The sequence below is a fragment of the Promicromonospora sp. NPDC050262 genome, assembly GCF_040655935.1.
Lineage (GTDB): Bacteria > Actinomycetota > Actinomycetes > Actinomycetales > Cellulomonadaceae > Promicromonospora.
In genome coordinates this window covers 534,496-552,066 of the sequence record NZ_JBFAKX010000001.1, presented here as the reverse complement: position 1 = coordinate 552,066, position 17,571 = coordinate 534,496, and the positions used below count along the sequence as shown (strand labels likewise).

Sequence of the window (17,571 nt, the reverse complement as noted above, 5' to 3'; positions counted from 1 at the left end):
GGGTGTCAGTGGCCACCGCTACTTTGTGCGCGTGCTGCCGAAGGCGGCACGATCCAGGGGCGAGCTCTGCCCCGATGGCCGACGACGACGTGATGGGGCGAGATGCTGCAGGAGCTGATGGACCGGGTGCGGGGCGGCGACGAGACGGCGCGAGGCGTGGCGGATGCGCTGGCGCCGCTGTCGCTGATCAGCACCGGTCTGTACGAGGACGCGGTGGGTTACGTGCTGGAGGGCACGACGCCGGAGGTCCTGACCCAGGTGGCGTCCGCCGCCACGGACGACGTCGACCGGCTGCTCGACCAGCCGGGTCGCACCACCTACTGGTCGAGCTGGGTCTCGCCCGACCTCGTCAAGAAGGTCGCCGCCCAGCACAAGAACTGGACCACCGACAAGGGTGTCAACGGCCGTCGCCGTGTCTACGCCGTCGGCGCCATGGCGCAGGTGGTCCGTCTCGCCCGGCTGCTGGCGCAGGCCTGCGAGACGGTCGAGATCCCGGGTGTGCCCGAGTGGCTCTCGCTCCTGGTGCACGACATCGGCCACATCGGCACGCCCAAGCGCAACCGTCCCGGCAACGGGGACCAGGCCACGCGCACGCGCTGGACGCCGGCGATGTTCGAGGAGGCCGCGGTCGAGGGCGGCGTGCCGGCCGACGACGCCCCGCGCACCGTGCTGGTGGCGATCGTGCACCGCTCCTCGAAGGGCCGCTCCTGGTACTCGGACGCCCGCGAGGGGATCATGAAGTCCGCCGCGTTCGGCGAGTTCGTGGGCCTGCACGCCGTGCTCCTGGCCGACGTCGTCCCCGGGCTGACCGCAGCGAGCAAGGAGGAGGTGCTCGACCGGATCGGCAAGCGCATCTCGACCCAGGAGGTCCCGAGCGACGAGTTCGCGCGGATCGTCGCGGGTCTCGCCGCCGACCCGGCCAAGGGCGTGCGCATCGCGGCGCTCCAGCACCTCGCGACCCTGCCCGACGACCGGCAGGTGGCGCTGCTCGCGCCCTTCCTGACCACGGCGAAGTCGGGCGCCCTCGGCGAGGCCGTGACGCGGCTGGCCGCGCTGGACGGTGGCCTCGCCGCGTGCGAGGCGGCGCTCGCCACGCTGCGCGACGAGAACGGGAAGGTCGCGGCCGGGCAGGGCGCGCGCGTCAAGCTGCTGGAACAGACCGTCGAGCGCTCCCGCGCGCTGGAGACGCCCGCGCAGGACGTCGTCATCGACCTCCCGGAGTGGGAGCCGCTGCCCGACCCGGTGCTCGACGACGCGTGGGTCAAGCAGCTCCGCACCGACGTCGAGCAGGCGACCGCCCGGGCCCGGACCAACCTCGACGAGGCCCGGAAGAACGCGAAGGCCGGCGGCCACGACTGGGTGCTCAAGACCGCCCAGAACAACCTCAAGCAGCTCGAGAAGATCACCGCCAAGGACGTCGAGGCCCTCCCGCGGGTGCTCACGGCGAAGGCTCCGGCTCGGCAGCTCGGCAGCTCGCCCCTGGTCGCCTGGCTCACGGACCGGCGCCACGAGCCGTTCGCCGACCAGGGCCTGATGTTCCACGTGCGCCTGCGGGCGCTGGTCCACGGCGGCCGCAGCGACGGCAACAACCTGCTGTGGAGCCTGCGCGGGCACCTCGACGAGATCACCGACCTGCGCCAGCTCCACGACGGCCTCGAGCGCGCCGGGATCCCGGACGTCGAGCGGCTCGTCACCGATCTCGTCCTGAACCGCTGGTGGGGACACGAGGAGATCCCGGCGTCGGTCGCCTGGCCCTGGTTCGCCGAGCGCCCCGAGATCCTGGAACGCGCCCTGCGGACCGGGGACGGCGGCGAGCGCACCGGCAAGGCGCTCGCGATGCTGCGCGAGTTCCCCGCCCTGCCGCCGATGCTGCTGCCCAAGCTCACGGCGCTCGCGCTCGGTGCGGGCAAGACCCACCGTGTCACGGCGCAGCAGGTCCTGGAGGCCCACACCGGGGCGCGGTCCCTGGCCGAGCAGGCGCTCGCGGACAGCAAGGGCGAGGTGCGTGCGTCGGCCGCGGTTTGGCTCGCCCGCATCGGTGACCCCGCCGCGGTGCCCGCGCTGCGCGCCGCCCTGAAGAAGGAGCGTCGCGAGGCGGCGCGGGCCGCGCTGCTCTCGGCCCTGGAGACGCTCGGCGACGACATCTCGGCCGACCTCGCGCCGGAGATCCTGCTGGCCGAGGCCGTCAAGGGCCTCAAGGCGAGGATCCCGGCGAGCCTCGACTGGTTCCCGTTCGAGCAGCTCCCGGAGGTGCGGTGGGCGGGTGCTGCTGGTGCTGGTGCTGGTGCTGGTGCTGGTGCTGGGGCCGGTGCCGGCGCTGCCGGCGAGGCCGGCGGCGTCGTGCCGCGGGACGTCGTGCGCTGGTGGGTCGTCCTGGCCACCAAGCTCAAGGCGCCCAGCGGCGAGGGCCTGATCGCCCGGTACGTCGGGCTGCTGGACCCGGCCTCGCGGGCCGCGCTCGGCTCGTTCGTGCTGCGCGCCTGGGTCGCCCAGGACACCCGCAACCCGTCCGTGGAGCACTCCCGCGAGTACGCCGACCAGCACGCGCAGTCCCGCTGGGACAACCTGCAGTCCGCGATCAAGCGCTACCCCGAGTACTACTCGGACCAGGCCGGGCAGACCGTCGAGGACTTCTGGAAGAGGCTCTACCGCGAGGACCAGTCCACGTATCTCGGGTCGGCCACGCAGGAGAAGGGGCTGCTCGCACTGACCGTCGGGATGCCCGGGGCCGGGCTGGCGACGACCGCGCAGCACTACTTCGCCGCGCACAAGGGCCGCCGCGCCCAGGCCGAGTACCTGGTGCGGGCGCTCGCCGCCAACGGCGACCGGGCCGCGGTGCAACAGCTGCTCGCGGTGTCGCGCCGGTTCAAGCAGCGCACGGTCCAGGAGACGGCCGGGGTGCTCGCCCAGGACATCGCCGACCGCAACGGCTGGGACGGCGACCAGCTCGCCGACCGTACGGTCCAGACGGCCGGGTTCGACGACGACGGCATCCTGCGCCTCGACCTCGGCGGACCCTCTGTTGCCGGGAACGACGGTGGCGCCGACGGCGGCGAGGCGCGCGTGGTCACCGGGCGCATCACCGAGGCGTTCACGCTCGAGCTGCGCAACCCCGCGGGCAAGGTCGTCAAGGCTCTGCCGGCCAAGCGCGCGTCCGACGACGACGAGGTGTATGCCGAGGCGAAGCGGCAGCTCAAGGAGTCGCGGGCCGAGCTCAAGGCCGTCGTCGCGCTGCAGACCCAGCGGTTCGCCGAGGCCATGGTCACGGGCCGTACGTGGAGCGCCGCCGACTGGCGCGAGTTCGTGCTGGGGCACCCGCTGATGTCCCGCCTGGCCGCGCGACTGGTGTGGGCGGCGGAGCTGCCCGGCACTGATGGTGCTGCCGGTGCCGCTGGCGCGGGTACGACGGCTGGCCCGACCGTGACGTTCCGGCCGGGCGACGGCGGCGCGCTGATCGGCGTCGACGACGAGGACGTCACCCTGCCGGACGACGCCCGGGTGTCGCTGGTGCACGCCGCCACCCTCGGGGACGACGACGAGACCGGTGCGCCCGCCTGGCGCGGCCACCTCGCCGACTACGAGATCACACCGCTGTTCGACCAGGGCCTGGGAGCCGAGGCGGACGACGCCGGCGGGCTGCCGGACCTGCCGGGTGAGGCCACCGTGGTCGACACCCGGAAGGGCTGGCTCAGCGACTCGTTCACGATCCGCGGCCGTGCCACCAAGCTCGGGTACTCACGCTCGCAGGCCGAGGACGCCGGCTGGTTCTCGGCCTACCGCAAGGAGTACCCGACCCTCGACCTCACGGTCGAGATCGAGTTCACCGGGGCGTTCCTGCCCGAGGAGAACATCACCGCGGCCGTCCAGGAGCTGGTGTTCCGCCGTACCGGGACGTGGGACGACCGGGGCCGGCTCAAGCTCAAGGACGTGCCGAAGGTGCTGCTCGCGGTGTCCTACCGGGACTACGTGACCGTGGCCGAGGGCGGGGCCTTCGACCCGGACTGGGAGAAGAAGAGCCAGTACTGAGCCCTGTCCTGCCTGAGCGCTGTGCTGCCTGAACTCTGTGCTGCGCGGGTCGCGATACCCGCGCAGCACGGCTCGCTCAGCCGCTCCTGGCCGCGGGACTGATCGACGAGCTCCGGCTCATCAGCAGCGCATCGCCGCCGTGTCGGTGACACCCGCGCCTACACCAAGTACCCGCGCCCCCGCGTCACCGTGGAGATCGCGTTCACCGGCGCCCACCTGGCGGCGGTGCTCGTCGCGGTCTCGGACCGGGCGTACGTGGCGGTGGCCCAGGCAGGGGCGTTCGACCCCGACCGGGCGAGGAAGAGCAGGTTCTGAGCCGGCCTGCGGCGGTGTCAGTGGCTCCCGCTACCTTGATCGCACGCTGACCGGAGCAGCCCTGACCTGGGGCGAAACGTCGCTGCCACGTCGGCCACCACTCGAAGTACCTCGAAACGCCAGCACCCGAAACGCCATCACTCGAACGCAAGCACCGAAGGACGTCATGACCACGGACACCACCATCTCAGCCGGCACGACCGCCGATGCCGAGATCCGCCCGCCCGCCGAGATCCGTTACGCCGCCGAGCTGGCGACGCTCGACGCCTGGGACACCGAGCGCGGGCACGAGCGACCCCCGGGCTGGCGGCTCAGCCCGCGGGCCGTGCGGGCGTTCGTCGTGGGCTCCGAGGAGCTCGGCGTGACCCGCAAGTTCTACGGTGACGACCCGCTGGTGGACCGCGCCGTCGTCTCCCTGATGGGCCGGCAGGGCCTGATGCTCGTGGGTGAGCCCGGCACGGCCAAGTCGATGCTGTCGGAGCTGCTGTCGGCGGCGGTGTCGGGCAGCTCGACCCTGACGGTGCAGGGCACCGCGGGCACCACCGAGGACCACGTCCGGTACTCGTGGAACTACGCGCTCCTGGTGTCCGAGGGGCCGAGCGAGCGGTCGCTGGTGCCGTCGCCGATCTGCACGGGTATGCGCGAGGGGCGTGTCGTGCGCTTCGAGGAGATCACGCGTTGCGCGCCCGAGATCCAGGACACGCTCGTGTCGATCCTGTCGGAGAAGCAGCTGATGGTCCCCGAGCTCGGGCCCGACGCGCGGGTCGCCGCCCGCCCCGGCTTCACCGTGATCGCGACGGCGAACCTCAAGGACCGCGGTGTGCACGAGATGTCGGCGGCCCTCAAGCGCCGGTTCAGCTTCGAGACCGTGGCGCCGGTGCGCGACCGCGCGTTCGAGATCGAGCTGGTGCAGCGCCAGCTCGCGGCCGAGCTGGGACCGGAGGGCGACCGCCCCGAGGTGCCGCGCGACGTGCTCGAGGTGCTCGTGACCGTGTTCCAGGACCTGCGGACGGGCAGCACCCGCGAGGGCGCGCCGGTCAAGCGACCGGAGACGGTCATGTCCACGGCCGAGGCCGTCAACGTCGCCGTCGCCGCCTCGCTGGAGGCCCGGTACCTCGGCGACGGCACGGTGACCGCAGCCGAGGTGGCGCGGCAGGTCGCGGGCGTGGCGCTCAAGGGCGAGGAGGAGGACGCGCGCCGGCTCCGGCACTACGTGGACAACGTGGTGCGCGAGCGTGCCCGCACCGACGCGCGCTGGAAGGCGTTCTTCACCGCGGCAGAACCGCTGTGGCGGTGACGGGCGGGGCAGGCGCGGGCGCCGTCTGGGATCTCGCGCCGCAGCGCCTGCGCTCGGCAGCGGACGCCGTCGGACGGCTGCAGACCGAGCGTGGCATCTACTTCGCGCCGGTGCGGCACCACAGCCCGGCGTGCGCCGTGGCGGTGCGTGCGGCGATCGAGGAGCTGCGGCCGGCGGCAGTCCTCATCGAGGGGCCGGAGGAGTTCACGCGGCTCATCCCGGACCTGCTGCACGAGGCGACCCGGCCGCCGATCGCGGTGCTGAGCCTCGGCGGCCCGGCTGGTTCGGGTACGGGCTCCACGGCGGAGACGGGCGACCGCGAACCCGGGGAGGGTGCCGGCTTCTACCCGCTCGCGTCCTTCTCCCCGGAGTGGGTCGCCCTGCACGCTGGGCGCGACGTCGGTGCGGAGCTCAGGTTCATCGACCGCTCCTTCGGCGAGCGGTCGGCGGCGGAGCGGGCTGTCTCGGGGCCCGGCGGTTCTGGGCCAGCCGGCTTCGGACCGGAGGCCTCAGGGCCGGGTGCCGGCCCGGGCCCCGGGCCGGACGTCGTCGCTCGGCCCGACCCGTTCGCGCGGACGCTCATGTCCGAGCGGTACCTGGCGCACTCCGAGGCGGTCGCGACGCTCGCGCGTCGGCTCGGGTGCCGCGACCACGACGAGGTGTGGGACCACCTGTTCGAGTCCCGGCGCAGCGCCGAGCTGGCCGACTGGCGGGCCGTCTTCGACGACGTCTTCGCGTGGGCGGCGCTCGCGCGCCTCGACTACGAGGAGAGCGTGCTCGGCGCCGACGGGTCCCTGGACCGTGAGGCGCGAATGTCGGCCCGTGTGGCTGAGGCGGCGGCAGGAGCTGTGGCAGGGGCGGGCGGACCCGTGCTCGTCGTGACCGGGGCCTTCCACACGCTCGCCCTGGTGGAGGCCCTGTCCGGCGCGCCGGAGGGCGCTCCGGTGCGCGACCGGCAGCCCGAGGGCGGCTTCGGCCCGGTGGCCGAGGGCGAGGCCTGGCTGGTGCGCTACGACCACGAGCGGCTCGACGGGCTGCGCGGGTACGGCGCGGGCATGCCCTCGCCCGGCTACTACGAGCGCCTGCACGCGGCGCACCTGCGGGAGCTGGCGGTCGAGGGCACGGCTTTCCCGGCGTTCGGCTCGGTCGGCGCGACCGGCGCAATCGGTGCCACTGCCACGACCGCTGCCGCGACCACTGCCGCGACCTCTGCGGCGAAGCCTGGGTCGACGAAGCGTCGGTCCGCGAAGGGCAGCGCGGTTTCCGGTACCGCGGCGACTGGTCCAGCGGCGACCGGTACTACGGCTTCTGGTACTGCGGCAGGCGCAGTGGGCACGGTGCCCGCGGCGTCCGGTCCTGTCGGCGCTCGCGCCCTCGCCGCGGAGATCCTGGTCGACGTCGCCCGGGGCGCCGTTGACCGGGGGCACGCGGTGAGCCTGCCGCAGGTGGGTGCCGCCGCGGCGTCCGCGACCCGGCTCGCGGACCTGCGCGAACGCGCGTTCGCCGGCCGCACCGACCTGCTGGACGCGATGCGTTCGTGCTACGTGCAGGACGACGGCGGCGTCGGCGGACCGGGCGAGCCGGAGCGGCCGCTGGGGCTGGCGATCGCCGAGGTGTTCGGCGGCCGGGCCCTGGGCGAGGTGCCGCCCGGCAGCGCGTCGCCGCCGCTCGTACGCGACGTGCGCGAGCGGGTGCGGGCGGTACGGCTCGTCGTCGACGACTCGCTCCCGCGCACGGCCCGCCTGGACGCGCGCCGGACGGCGTCGCACCGCGCCAAGCGTCAGGTGCTGGCGCTGCTCGACTTCGTCGGGGCTGGTTTCGGGCAGCTGGTCTCGGGTCCGGACCACGTGGCCGGCCGTGGGCTGGGCCTGATCACGGAGGAGTGGCAGTACTGCTGGACGCCGCTGGTCGAGGCACGGCTGGTGGAGATGGTGCACCTCGGCGCGACGTTGGAGGCGGTCGCGGTCGCCCGGCTGTACGAGGCGGAGGCGCGGCTCGCCGGCACCGGGACGGGCTCGGTGCCCGGGGCAGCGGCCGCGTCGGTCGACGCCCTCGCGCGGCTCGTCGCGCAGGCGCTGGTGATCGGGATGGGTTCGCACCTGCCCCGGATCGTCACCCTGCTGCGGGTCACCCTCGACACCGACCGCGACGTCGACTCCGTCGTCTCGGGCGCGCGCCGGCTGCTCGGGCTGTGGCAGGCACGGGTCGAGCTGGGTGCGGAGGAGTACGCGGGCGAGTTGCTCGACCTGGTGAGCCAGGCACTCGCGACGGCTGCCTACCTGGTCAGCGACCTGGGCAAGGTCCGGGCCGAGGACGAGGACGCCGCGATCGGGACGCTGATCGGCCTGCGCTCCCTGCTGCGGGACGCGGCGGCGGCAGACGGCGGCGCGGCGGACGGCAGCGCGGCAGACGGCGGCGCGCCCGACAGCGTCGTGCGTGACGGCGGTGCGAGCCGAGCCGACGGCGCGGCCAACCGCATCGCCGTCGAGCGCGAGCTCGCGCGCCTGCGCGACGACGAGGGCACCGCGCCCGCCGTGGCGGGCGCCCTGCTCGCCCTGGGCTTCACCGACGGCGAGGTGACCGACGACGTCCTGGTCACCCGGGTGCGTGGCGCCCTGTCCGCGGGGGCGGACCCGGGAGCGGCCGTGCGGTTCCTCGGCGGCGTGATGCGCGCCGCGCCGGACCTGATCCTGCACACGCCGGAGATGTTCGACGCCGTGGACGACGCGCTGCGCACGCTCGACGGCGACGCGTTCCTGGCGGTGCTGCCGGACCTGCGGCGGGCCTTCACCTGGCTGCGTCCCACCGAGACGCACCGGCTGGCCAAGCGTGTGGCCGAGCGAACCGGTGCGCGGGTGGATCAGGTGGACGTGCGGGTCGCGCTGTCGGAGGAGGACCTGGCGACCGGCCTGGTCCTGGACCGGGAGCTGGTCGCGGTGCTGGAACGGGACGGGCTGGCCCACTGGGGCCCGGCGACGGAAGCGACCAGAGCCGTGGGCGCCGCCGGCGTCGGCACGGCAGGAGCCGGTATTGCACAGGTCGGCACGGCAGGAGGAGAAGCATGAGCGCGACCGATCAGGCGGTGCCCGATCTCGAGGTGTCTGATCCCGTGGTGCCCGCCGTCCTTGGGGCGCCCCAAGGCGTTGAGACGTTTGAAAGCCTTGAGGCGCCCGAACCAGCGCCGTCTGTCTCGGACGACGAGGCCGCCCGGCGCTGGCGCCTGGTGCTGGGCCGGTACGCGGCCGACGAGCTGCAGGTGGGGCAGCAGGACCAGGGGCTGGAGCGGTCGCTGCGGTACCTGTACGACCGCGAGTACACGGCCCGCGGGCATCGCGTCGGGCGAGGCACGGGTCCCGGCGAGGGCGGCGGCGCGCGCGGCGGCAGGGGTGCGGGACTCGGCGGGTCCCAGCCGCACGGCGTGGACGTGACCGCGCTCGGCTGGCTCAGCGAGGCCGGCAGCCTGTTCCCGCGGGACACCTTCGAGCGCATGCAGGTCGACGCCGTCAGCCGCTACGGCCTGACCGAGCTGCTGCAGGACGAGACCGCGCTCGAGACCCTCGAACCGTCGCGTGAGCTCGCCGTCGCGATGCTGCAGGTCCGGGGCGCCCTCAGCGAGCAGGCCGCGTCCGGGCTGCGGCGCATCATCCGCCGGGTCGTCGACGACGTGGTGCGACGGCTGCGACCCCGGTTCACCACGGCGGTCAACGGCCGCATCGACCGGTCACGCCGGTCGATGCATCGGGTCGCGCGGAACTTCGACTGGAAGCGCACGCTGCGCGCCAACCTTGGCCGCGTCGACGCCGAGGGCCGGATGACGGTGGAGGACGTCCGCTTCTCCGCGCGTGCCAAGCGGACCCTGACCTGGGACGTCATCCTGCTCGTCGACCAGTCGGGCTCGATGGCGCCGTCGCTGCTGTACTCCGCGGTGTGTGCGGGAATCCTGTCGGGGCTGCCCGGCATCAACGTGCAGCTCTACCTGTTCGACACCTCGGTGGTGGACATGTCGCACCTGGCCGCAGACCCCGTCGAGGTCCTGATGACCGCGCAGCTCGGGGGCGGCACCGACATCGCACGGGCGGTGCGGCACGCCGAGCAGCAGGTCCGCAACCCGTCGCGGACCGTGGTGGCGCTGGTCAGCGACTTCTACGAGGGCGGATCGGTGTCCAACCTGCTGACGACGGTGCGCCGCATGGCGTCCTCCGGCGTCACCATGCTGGGGCTCGCCGCCCTGGACGAGGCGGCCGAACCCGTCTACGACCAGGGCACCGCCCGGCACCTGGCCGAGTGCGGCATGGAGGTCGCCGCGCTCACGCCCGAACGTTTCGCCGAGTGGTTGGGGGAGGTGCTCTCATGAGCGACCGGAAGACCTACGCGTGGGCGGCGCCCTACGCGGGCCTGGACGACGACGCGCTCAAGGCGCTCGGCAACGCAGGCCTGCTGCGCCGCGCCCGCAAGGACACCGTGACCGAGGTGTCGCTCGACGCCAAGGGTGCGGTGCTCGACGTGTCCGGCGTCTCGGTGCGCGTGGACGGCCGCGGCCCGGCCGCGGTCGCGTGCGACTGCCCGACGGCGGGGGTGTGCCAGCACGTCGTCGCCGCCTGCCTGTGGGCGATCGGGATCGCGCCCGACGTGGTGTCGGCGGACGTAGCTGCGGTCGTCGCGCAGTCCGTGCCCAGGGCGGGATCCGCGGCAGGACCTGGTGCGCTTACCGGATCTGGCCCGACCGCCGGACCCGGTGGGGCCGCAGGGCCCGGCGGGCCGGCAGGTGCGGGTGACGGCGCAGCGGGCGCGCCCGGCGGTGCGGGTGCGGCCGGTTCGGCCACCGGGTCCGCAGCCCCCGGCGCGGCGGCGGGCCGCGCCCCGTCCGCGGCGGTAGTGAAGCGCCGTCGCGAGGCGCTCGCGGAGGTGCGCGACGTCGTCGGGCGGCTCATGTCGGGCGGCCTGTCCCACCTCGGGGCGGACGACGCGGAGTCGCTGACCGCACTGGCCGGCCGGGTGCGGGTCGCCGGCTTCGACCAGGTCGCTCCCGACCAGGTCGGCAACGTGCGGTTCGACGGTCTCATCCGGGTCGCCGGCGGCCTCGTCGCGGGCCTCGCCGGTCGCGACGACGCCGTCACGGAGTCCGACCTGCTCGACGCCTTCGCCGAGGTCTGGGCGATGTGCGAGGTGCTGGAACGCGCGACGGACCCGGCGGCAACTGCCGGTGCAGGACCCACGACGGCGTCGGGTGCCGCGGGAGTTCCGGGAGATGCTGGTGGCGGTTCGGGCGATGCCGTCAGCACCTCGGGCGCCGTCCCAGACGCCTCGGGCGCTGCTGCTGGTGCGTCGGGCAGCGCCGCGAGCACGTCGGGCCGCGCAGCGACAGGCAGTGCAGCGGCAGGCCGGGGGCGCGGGCCCGGCAAGGGCACGGACGACGAGATCGACCTCTCCCGCTGGGTGCCGCTCGGGGCCCGCTGGTGGACGTCGCAGAGCGGGTCGCGCGGCCTGGCCTACCTGGGCTGGGACACCGAGACCGAAGCTGGCGCGCCCGCCACGGCGGACACCGGGCAGGTGCGGCAGGTCGTGACCGGCCGGCCGTCGGGCAGCGACCCGAGGTTCCAGCGGAGCTGGACCAGCCCGCTCCTGTGGAACAGGTCCCTGAGCACGCTGTGCGAGGGCGCGTTCGCCCTGGCGAAGGTGCGGACCAAGCCTGACGGCGGCCTCGGCGCGGGCGGCACGCCCGTGCTCCAGCGCCTGGACGGCGACGGGTTCGGCCTCGAGGAGCTCCGCGTGATCGCGGAGCGCACGGGGGCGGGTGTGCGGCCGCGCGACGTCGTCGGGTTCGGTCGCCGTCCGGCGAACGTCCGGCTGGTACTGGTCCGCGACGTCGGCGAGGTCGGCATCGACGAGGTGCGGCAGGAGCTCACGCTCGCCGTCGTCACCTCGGACGGCGAGACGCGGCAGCTGCGCCTGCCGGCCGCCGGGGAGCAAGCGGTCCAGACGCTGCTGTCCGTGCGGTCCAGGCTGGTCGCGGTGACGATCGAGCGCCGCGAGGACCGGGACGAGCCGGTCGGCCTGTTCGTGCGCGACAAGGGTGCGATCCGCCTGGTCAGCCCCACGATCACGCCCGCCTGGTCGCTCGAGAACAGCTACTGGGACTTCTGGCGCAAGCGGATCCGCAAGCTCAAGGCCCAGGCGTCCTCGGCAAAGGTCGTCCGGCCGCCGACGGCGCCGCCGCCCCCGGTGCGCCGCGTGGCGCTGCTGCTGGGCGACGTCCTGCTCGCCGCGGCAGCCACGGGCCGGCCGGCGCTCACGGTGCGGCAGCGGTCCGACGTCGAGCAGGCGCGCGTGCTTGCCCGGGACCTCGGGCTCGCGACACTGGAGCGGACGGCCCAGGGCCTCCTGGCCGGCGAGCTGACACCGCCCGCGGTGCTGCACGCCGCCTTCGTCGTGGGCCGGGCCCGAGCTGTGGCGGACGTCGCGGGTTGACCAAGTCGTGGTTGACCACGTGGCGGGATGACCACGTGGCGGGTTGACCACGTGGCGGGTTGACCAAACTGCCCGTCCCGGCCGGTGCTCCGGCCGGGACGGCGGCGGTACGCACCCGCCTGGCTGGATCACTGGCGGGCTGTTTCATCTCCGTCCCCCGATCGCTCGGAGCGGGCTGCCCGCCGGGTGGATCTCCCGGCCGCGGCGGTCAACGAGGGTCCAGCCGGAGTGGATGCATTTCCGTGCCTCGCGCCAGGTCTCCTGCGAGGTTTCCTCCGGGCGAGGGGCTGCCCGTACCGGGGCTCCGACGGAGTGTCAGAGGCGCACGGCAGACTGGGTCCCATGCACACGGTGGTCTCGCGGGACGGCTCCGGCATCGGCCTGCGGCCGGTGTCCGACACGGGCGTGCCCGAGGGGGAGCCGCGGGTCGTCGAGACGTCCGCCCTGGCGCAAGAGGTGGCGGGCGACGAGGCGGCTCACGTGCGCTGGACCTGGGACGATACCAACGGCTGGTACCCCGCGCTCCTCGCCGAGGGCGTTCGGGTCGACCGGGCGCACGACCTCCGGCTCGCGCACGCGGTGCTTCGCGCCTCGACCCTGTCGGCGCACACGGCGCTCGCCGAGGCCGGGGCTACGGCCTGGGACCGGCTCACCCCCATCCCGCCCCCAGGCGGGCCGACGGCGGCCGCCCTCGTCCGGCCCGACCGGCACCTCGGCGCCGAGGCCCTCTTCGACCTCGGCGAGAGCGGACCCGCCGCCACCGTCCCAGCCGGCACTGCAGCAGACGACCCTGTCGACCCGCTCGACCCCGTCACGGAGCTGGCCGCCCAGCTCCTCGCGATCAAGGACAGCACCGACCCCGGGCGGCTCCGCCTCCTGCTCGCGGCGGAGTCGGCGGGCGCGCTGGCCGCCGCCGAGATGCATCACGCCGGCCTCCCGTGGCGCGGCGACGTCCACGACGAGATCCTCACCGAGGCCCTCGGGCCGCGACCGCGGCCGGGTGCACGGCCCGCGAAGCTCGAGGCACTGGCCCAGCAGATCCGGGCCGCGCTGGACGCCCCACCCACACTCAACCCCGACTCCCACCAGGACCTGCTGCGCGCCATGGAGTACGCGGGCGTGGGCTCGCGCAGCCTGCGCAAGTGGGAGCTGGAGAAGCTCGACCACCCCGTGATCGCGCCGCTCCTGGAGTACAAGAGGCTCTACCGCCTCTATACCGCGAACGGCTGGAACTGGCTCGACACCTGGGCGCCCGACGGCCGGTTCCGCATGGAGTACGTCGTGGGCGGCGTGGTCACCGGCCGCTGGGCCAGCACGGGCGGCGGCGCGCTCCAGCTCCCGCACAACGTGCGGCGCGCGGTGGTCTCCGACCCGGGCTGGACCTTCGTCGTCGCCGACGCCGCCCAGCTCGAACCGCGCGTGCTGGCCGCCCTGGCGCGCGACGAGCGCATGGCCGCCGCCGGCCGCACCAAGGACGGGGCGAGCACCGACATGTACGCGGGGATCGTCGCCACGGGCGCCGTCGACTCCCGCGAGCACGCCAAGGTGGGCATGCTCGGCGCCATGTACGGGGGTACGACCGGCGTCAGCGCCCAGGTGCTGCCGCGGCTCGCCCGGGCGTTCCCGCAGGCCATCGAACTGGTCGAGCGCGCGGCCCGGGCGGGGGAGCGCGGCGAGGTGGTCACCACCCGGCTTGGCCGCAGCTCGCCGCTTCCAGGGGAGTCGTGGGCCGCCGTGCAGGGCTCCGCGTTCGACGAGGACGCCGGCGCCGACGCACAGTCCCGCGCCCGCAGCCAGACCCGGTCCTGGGGCCGGTTCACCCGGAACTTCGTCGTGCAGGGCACCGCGGCGGAGTGGGCGCTGTGCTGGATCGCGTCCATCCGCCGTCGACTCTGGGCGCTCGGGGAGGATGCGTCCGACGGCGCCCCCGGGCTTGCCCCGGCGCCGTTCGACCGCCGGCCGCACCTCGTGTTCTTCCTGCACGACGAGATCGTGGTGCACACCCCGGCGGCGCTCGCCGACGTCGTCGCGCAGGAGGTGCGCGCCGCCGCGGAGGAGGCCGGCCGGCTCCTGTTCGGTGACTTCCCCGTCGACTTTCCGCTCAGCGTCGCCGTGACCGAGAGCTACGCGGACGCGAAGGGCTGATCGTCGAGGCCAAGCGCCGTCCGGGCTCCGTACCCGGCCGGGCACGCCTCGTGCCGGCCAGGCCCGCAGACCGCCGCTACCGGTCCAGCTCTACCGATCCAGCACCGCCTTGAGCGACGCCTCCAGGATGTCCACGCCCCGGTGGAGATCGTCCTCGCTGATCGTCAGGGGCGGCGCGATCCGGAAGATGCCGCCCATCCCCGGCAGCTGGACGATGTTCATGTGCAGGCCCCGGTCCAGGCAGGCCGCGGTGACGGCGTTGCCGAGCGCGTCGGCGGGCGCCTTGCTCACCTTGTCCTGGACCAGCTCGACGCCCTGCAGCAGCCCACGGCCGCGGACGTCGCCGACCACGTCGTAGGCATCGCGCAGCGCGAGCAGCCGTTCGGTGAGCTGTTCGCCCAGGCGCGCAGCCCGCTCGACCAGGCCCTCCCGCTCGATGACGTCGAGGACGGTGAGCCCCACGGCCGCCGCCAGCGGGTCCGAGACGTGTGTCGTGTAGAAGAGGAACCCGCGGTCGTAGCAGACCTGCTCGATCTCGGCGCTGGTGACGACGGCGGCTACCGGCAGCCCGGCGCCGAGCGTCTTGGACAGGGTCAGGATGTCGGGCGTGACGCCGTCGCGCTCGAACGCGTACATGGTCCCGGTGCGGCCCAGGCCGGTCTGCGCCTCGTCCAGGACGAGCAGCATCCCGCGCTCCTCGCACAGCTCCTTGAGGCGGCGCAGGTACCCGGGGGGCAGGTCGATGATCCCGCCGGACGACAGGATGGGTTCGACGACGCACGCGGCGAGGCTGCCGGCGGACTGCTGGTCGACGAGGGCGAAGCCGTACGCGAGCTCGGCCTCCCAGTCGTACGACCCGTCGGCCGACCGGAACGGCGAGCGGTAGGCGTTCGGGGTGGGCAGGGCGAGGTTTCCCGGCGTCGGCGGACCGTAGCCGCGCCGCCCCGCCGAGAAGGTGGCGGACGCCGCGCCCTGGGTCATGCCGTGCCACGAGCGGTCGAACGACACGATCTCGTAGCGGCCGGTGTACAGCTTGGCCATCTTGATCGCGGCCTCGTTGGACTCCGCGCCCGTGCTCAGCAGCATCGCCTTGTCGAGGCCGGCGGGCAGCGTCGCCGTCAGCCGGTCGGCCAGGCCCAGGACCGGGGCGCTGAGCATGCCGCTGAACAGGTGGTCCAGGGACGCGACCGACGACGACACCGTCGCGACGATGTCCGGGTGTGCGTGCCCGAGGATCGAGCTCATCTGTCCCGACGTGAAGTCGAGGATCGGCGTGCCGTCGCTGTCGTACACGTACGAACCGGCGGCGCGCTCGATCAGCCGCGGGCTGAAGCTGGGGCCGTACCGGATCAGGAGGCGGTCCGCCTCGTCCTGGAACGTCATGTCGATCGCCGTCCTCTCGTGTGAACCGAAGCGTCCGCTCAACCGGACCCGGTGCGCCGGATGCCATCTTCGGTCTCCCGAAAGGATCAGGACAAGCAAACAAAACCGCGCGACCGTTCGCCATACCCGTACAGTCGCGTCATGCTCAATCCCCGACGGCTCGAGATCCTGCGGGCGGTCCTGGCGGCCGGCTCCATCAACCAGGCGGCCCGGAACCTCAGCTACTCGCCCGCGACGATCAGCCAGCACATGACCGCCCTGGCGCGCGAGACGGGGCTGGTCCTGTTCGAGAAGCGGGGGCGTGGCATCGTCGCGACCGACGACGCGCGGCACCTGGCGGACCAGGCCCAGGTGCTCCTGGCCGACTTCGGCTTGCTCGAACGGGTCGTGGCGGACCTCCGCAGCGGCCAGGGGCAGCACCTGGCCGTGGCCTGCTTCGCGTCGGCCGCCGAGCAGTGGATGCCGGCCGTCGTCCGGGGGGTGCGCGAGCTCCAGCCGAACCTCACCGTCGAGATCAGCCTGAACGAGCCCGTGGACGGGCGGGGACGACGGCGGCCGGACCTCGACGTCCGGACCGAGCCCGACGGCGGCGCTGAGGTGCACCTCGACGGATACCGGCGGCACGAGCTCACCGTCGAGGGCTTCGTGGCCGTGCTCCCCGCCGACCACCCGCGAGCCGCCGGCCCCGAGGTCAGCCTCCGCGATCTCGCGGACCAGCCCTGGATCGACTACGACATCTACGACAGCCCGATCGGGCAGATCGTCCTGACCGCGTGCAGCGCCGCGGGGTTCACCCCGCGCTACGCCGCCCGGCTCGACGACCACCGGGCGGCGCTCCGCCTGGTGCTGGCGGGGGTCGGGGTGACGGTCCTGCCGCTCCTGGCGGTCACCGACCTGCCCGAGGGCCTCGTCGCCCGGCCCGTGGTGCGGCCCGCGGTGGCGCGGCGCATCGTCGTGCACGCCCGCCTCGACCGGCGCCGGGCCGCGCTCATCGGCCACGCGGTGGCGCAGCTCCAGGCCGCCGCCCGCGATTCCGACGACGCCGCGCGGGAGCCCGCGTAGCGCGCCGCCGGCCCAGCCCCGGTCAGCCCTCCAGCAGCCCGATCACGGCCGTGACCAACTCGGCCGAGCGGTGCGCGGCGTCGTCCACGTGGGTGCGGAACTCGGTCCCGTCCGGGGCGCACAGGTCGGAGACCGCCCGCACCGACACGAAGTCCGCGCCGAAGTTGTGGCAGAGCTGGGCCAGCGCGGCCGATTCCATGTCGACGGCGAGCACGTCCGGGAAGTCGGCGCGGAGCTGCTGCGCCAGGTCGGTGGTCACGAACTTCTCGCCGGACCCGATGCTGCCCTCGCGCAGCACCTGCTCGTCGACCGTGGTCGCGGCACGGCGCACGGCGTCGGCCAGCGCGGGAGCGGCGTCGTACGCCTCCGGCATGCCCGGAACCTGGCCGAGCACGTAGCCGAAGGCGCGCGCGTCGGCGTCGGCGTTCACGAGGCGGGCGCCCAGCACGACGTCGCCCACGGCGACGTCCTTGGCGAGACCGCCGGCGCTGCCCGCGCTGATCAGCGGCACGTCCGTGCCGTACCGGAGGATCGCGCCGGTGCCGGCGGCCGTCGCGTTGACGAAGCCGATGCCGGTGCGCACCAGCACGACGGGCCGTCCGGCCAGCGTGATCGTGCGCTGCTCGGCGAGGCCGACCCGCTCGGGCTCCCCGACGTCGGACGCGAGGGAGAGGAACGGCGCCGCCTCGTCGTCCATCGCGACGAGGACGACGGCGACAGGCGCGTCGCTCACCGGTTGGCCCCGCCGGTCTGCTCCGGCGACACCGGCGAACCCGGCAGCGGCGAACCCTCCCGCTGGAGGCCGGCCTCGGCGTCACGCGCGGCCGCCTCGCGGGCCGCGGCGTCGCGGGCGGCGGCGTCGGCGGCCGAGGCAT

The 17,571-nt window shown here is 74.2% G+C and carries 10 protein-coding genes; 8 read left to right on the top strand and 2 right to left on the bottom strand.

Annotated elements, in window-relative coordinates; translation table 11 throughout:
- Positions 1 to 102: 102 nt before the first annotated feature.
- From AB0I29_RS02420 to AB0I29_RS02390, 7 genes are all read left to right on the top strand, one after another.
- Entirely contained in the window at positions 103 to 4,026 is a 3,924-nt protein-coding gene (locus AB0I29_RS02420; RefSeq protein ID WP_357477580.1) for a DUF4132 domain-containing protein, read from the top strand.
- Between the two features lie 189 nt (positions 4,027 to 4,215).
- The gene (locus AB0I29_RS02415) at positions 4,216 to 4,341 is read left to right on the top strand and encodes a hypothetical protein (RefSeq protein WP_357477577.1); all 126 of its coding nucleotides are present in this window, start codon (positions 4,216 to 4,218) and stop codon (positions 4,339 to 4,341) included.
- A gap of 166 nt (positions 4,342 to 4,507) precedes the next feature.
- A complete protein-coding gene (locus AB0I29_RS02410; RefSeq protein ID WP_285104165.1) occupies positions 4,508 to 5,638 on the top strand; it encodes an AAA family ATPase in 1,131 nt (376 codons plus the stop codon).
- A complete protein-coding gene (locus tag AB0I29_RS02405) occupies positions 5,635 to 8,703 on the top strand; it encodes a DUF5682 family protein (protein ID WP_357477572.1) in 3,069 nt (1,022 codons plus the stop codon). The genes AB0I29_RS02410 and AB0I29_RS02405 overlap by 4 nt, the downstream gene beginning before the upstream one ends.
- Positions 8,700 to 9,992, top strand: a complete 1,293-nt coding sequence (locus AB0I29_RS02400; RefSeq protein WP_357477568.1) for a VWA domain-containing protein — start codon at positions 8,700 to 8,702, stop codon at positions 9,990 to 9,992. The genes AB0I29_RS02405 and AB0I29_RS02400 overlap by 4 nt, the downstream gene beginning before the upstream one ends.
- Positions 9,989 to 12,106, top strand: coding sequence for a hypothetical protein (locus tag AB0I29_RS02395; protein ID WP_357477565.1), 2,118 nt, complete (start codon positions 9,989 to 9,991; stop codon positions 12,104 to 12,106). Before AB0I29_RS02400 ends, AB0I29_RS02395 begins: the two co-directional genes overlap by 4 nt.
- Before the next feature lie 342 nt (positions 12,107 to 12,448).
- Entirely contained in the window at positions 12,449 to 14,251 is a 1,803-nt protein-coding gene (locus tag AB0I29_RS02390; RefSeq protein WP_357477562.1) for a bifunctional 3'-5' exonuclease/DNA polymerase, read from the top strand.
- A 90-nt stretch (positions 14,252 to 14,341) separates the two neighbouring features.
- Here AB0I29_RS02390 and AB0I29_RS02385 read toward each other — a convergent pair whose 3' ends face one another.
- On the bottom strand, positions 14,342 to 15,634 hold the full coding sequence (locus tag AB0I29_RS02385) for an aspartate aminotransferase family protein (RefSeq protein WP_357477559.1): 1,293 nt from the start codon (positions 15,632 to 15,634) through the stop codon (positions 14,342 to 14,344).
- Between the two features lie 141 nt (positions 15,635 to 15,775).
- Here AB0I29_RS02385 and AB0I29_RS02380 point away from each other — a divergent pair, with 141 nt between their 5' ends.
- Entirely contained in the window at positions 15,776 to 16,696 is a 921-nt protein-coding gene (locus tag AB0I29_RS02380; protein WP_357477556.1) for a LysR family transcriptional regulator, read from the top strand.
- A 22-nt stretch (positions 16,697 to 16,718) separates the two neighbouring features.
- Here the strand turns inward: AB0I29_RS02380 and mtnN are convergent, their stop codons facing one another.
- Positions 16,719 to 17,429, bottom strand: coding sequence for a 5'-methylthioadenosine/S-adenosylhomocysteine nucleosidase (gene mtnN / locus AB0I29_RS02375; RefSeq protein WP_357477553.1), 711 nt, complete (start codon positions 17,427 to 17,429; stop codon positions 16,719 to 16,721).
- Positions 17,430 to 17,571: the final 142 nt, after the last annotated feature.

Coding starts and splice junctions, on each gene's coding strand:
- AB0I29_RS02410 (WP_285104165.1), top strand. CDS start 4,508: ATGACCACGGACACCACCATCTCAGCCGGCACGACCGCCGATGCCGAG.
- AB0I29_RS02385 (WP_357477559.1), bottom strand. CDS start 15,634: ATGACGTTCCAGGACGAGGCGGACCGCCTCCTGATCCGGTACGGCCCC.
- AB0I29_RS02400 (WP_357477568.1), top strand. CDS start 8,700: ATGAGCGCGACCGATCAGGCGGTGCCCGATCTCGAGGTGTCTGATCCC.
- AB0I29_RS02420 (WP_357477580.1), top strand. CDS start 103: ATGCTGCAGGAGCTGATGGACCGGGTGCGGGGCGGCGACGAGACGGCG.
- AB0I29_RS02395 (WP_357477565.1), top strand. CDS start 9,989: ATGAGCGACCGGAAGACCTACGCGTGGGCGGCGCCCTACGCGGGCCTG.
- AB0I29_RS02380 (WP_357477556.1), top strand. CDS start 15,776: ATGCTCAATCCCCGACGGCTCGAGATCCTGCGGGCGGTCCTGGCGGCC.
- AB0I29_RS02390 (WP_357477562.1), top strand. CDS start 12,449: ATGCACACGGTGGTCTCGCGGGACGGCTCCGGCATCGGCCTGCGGCCG.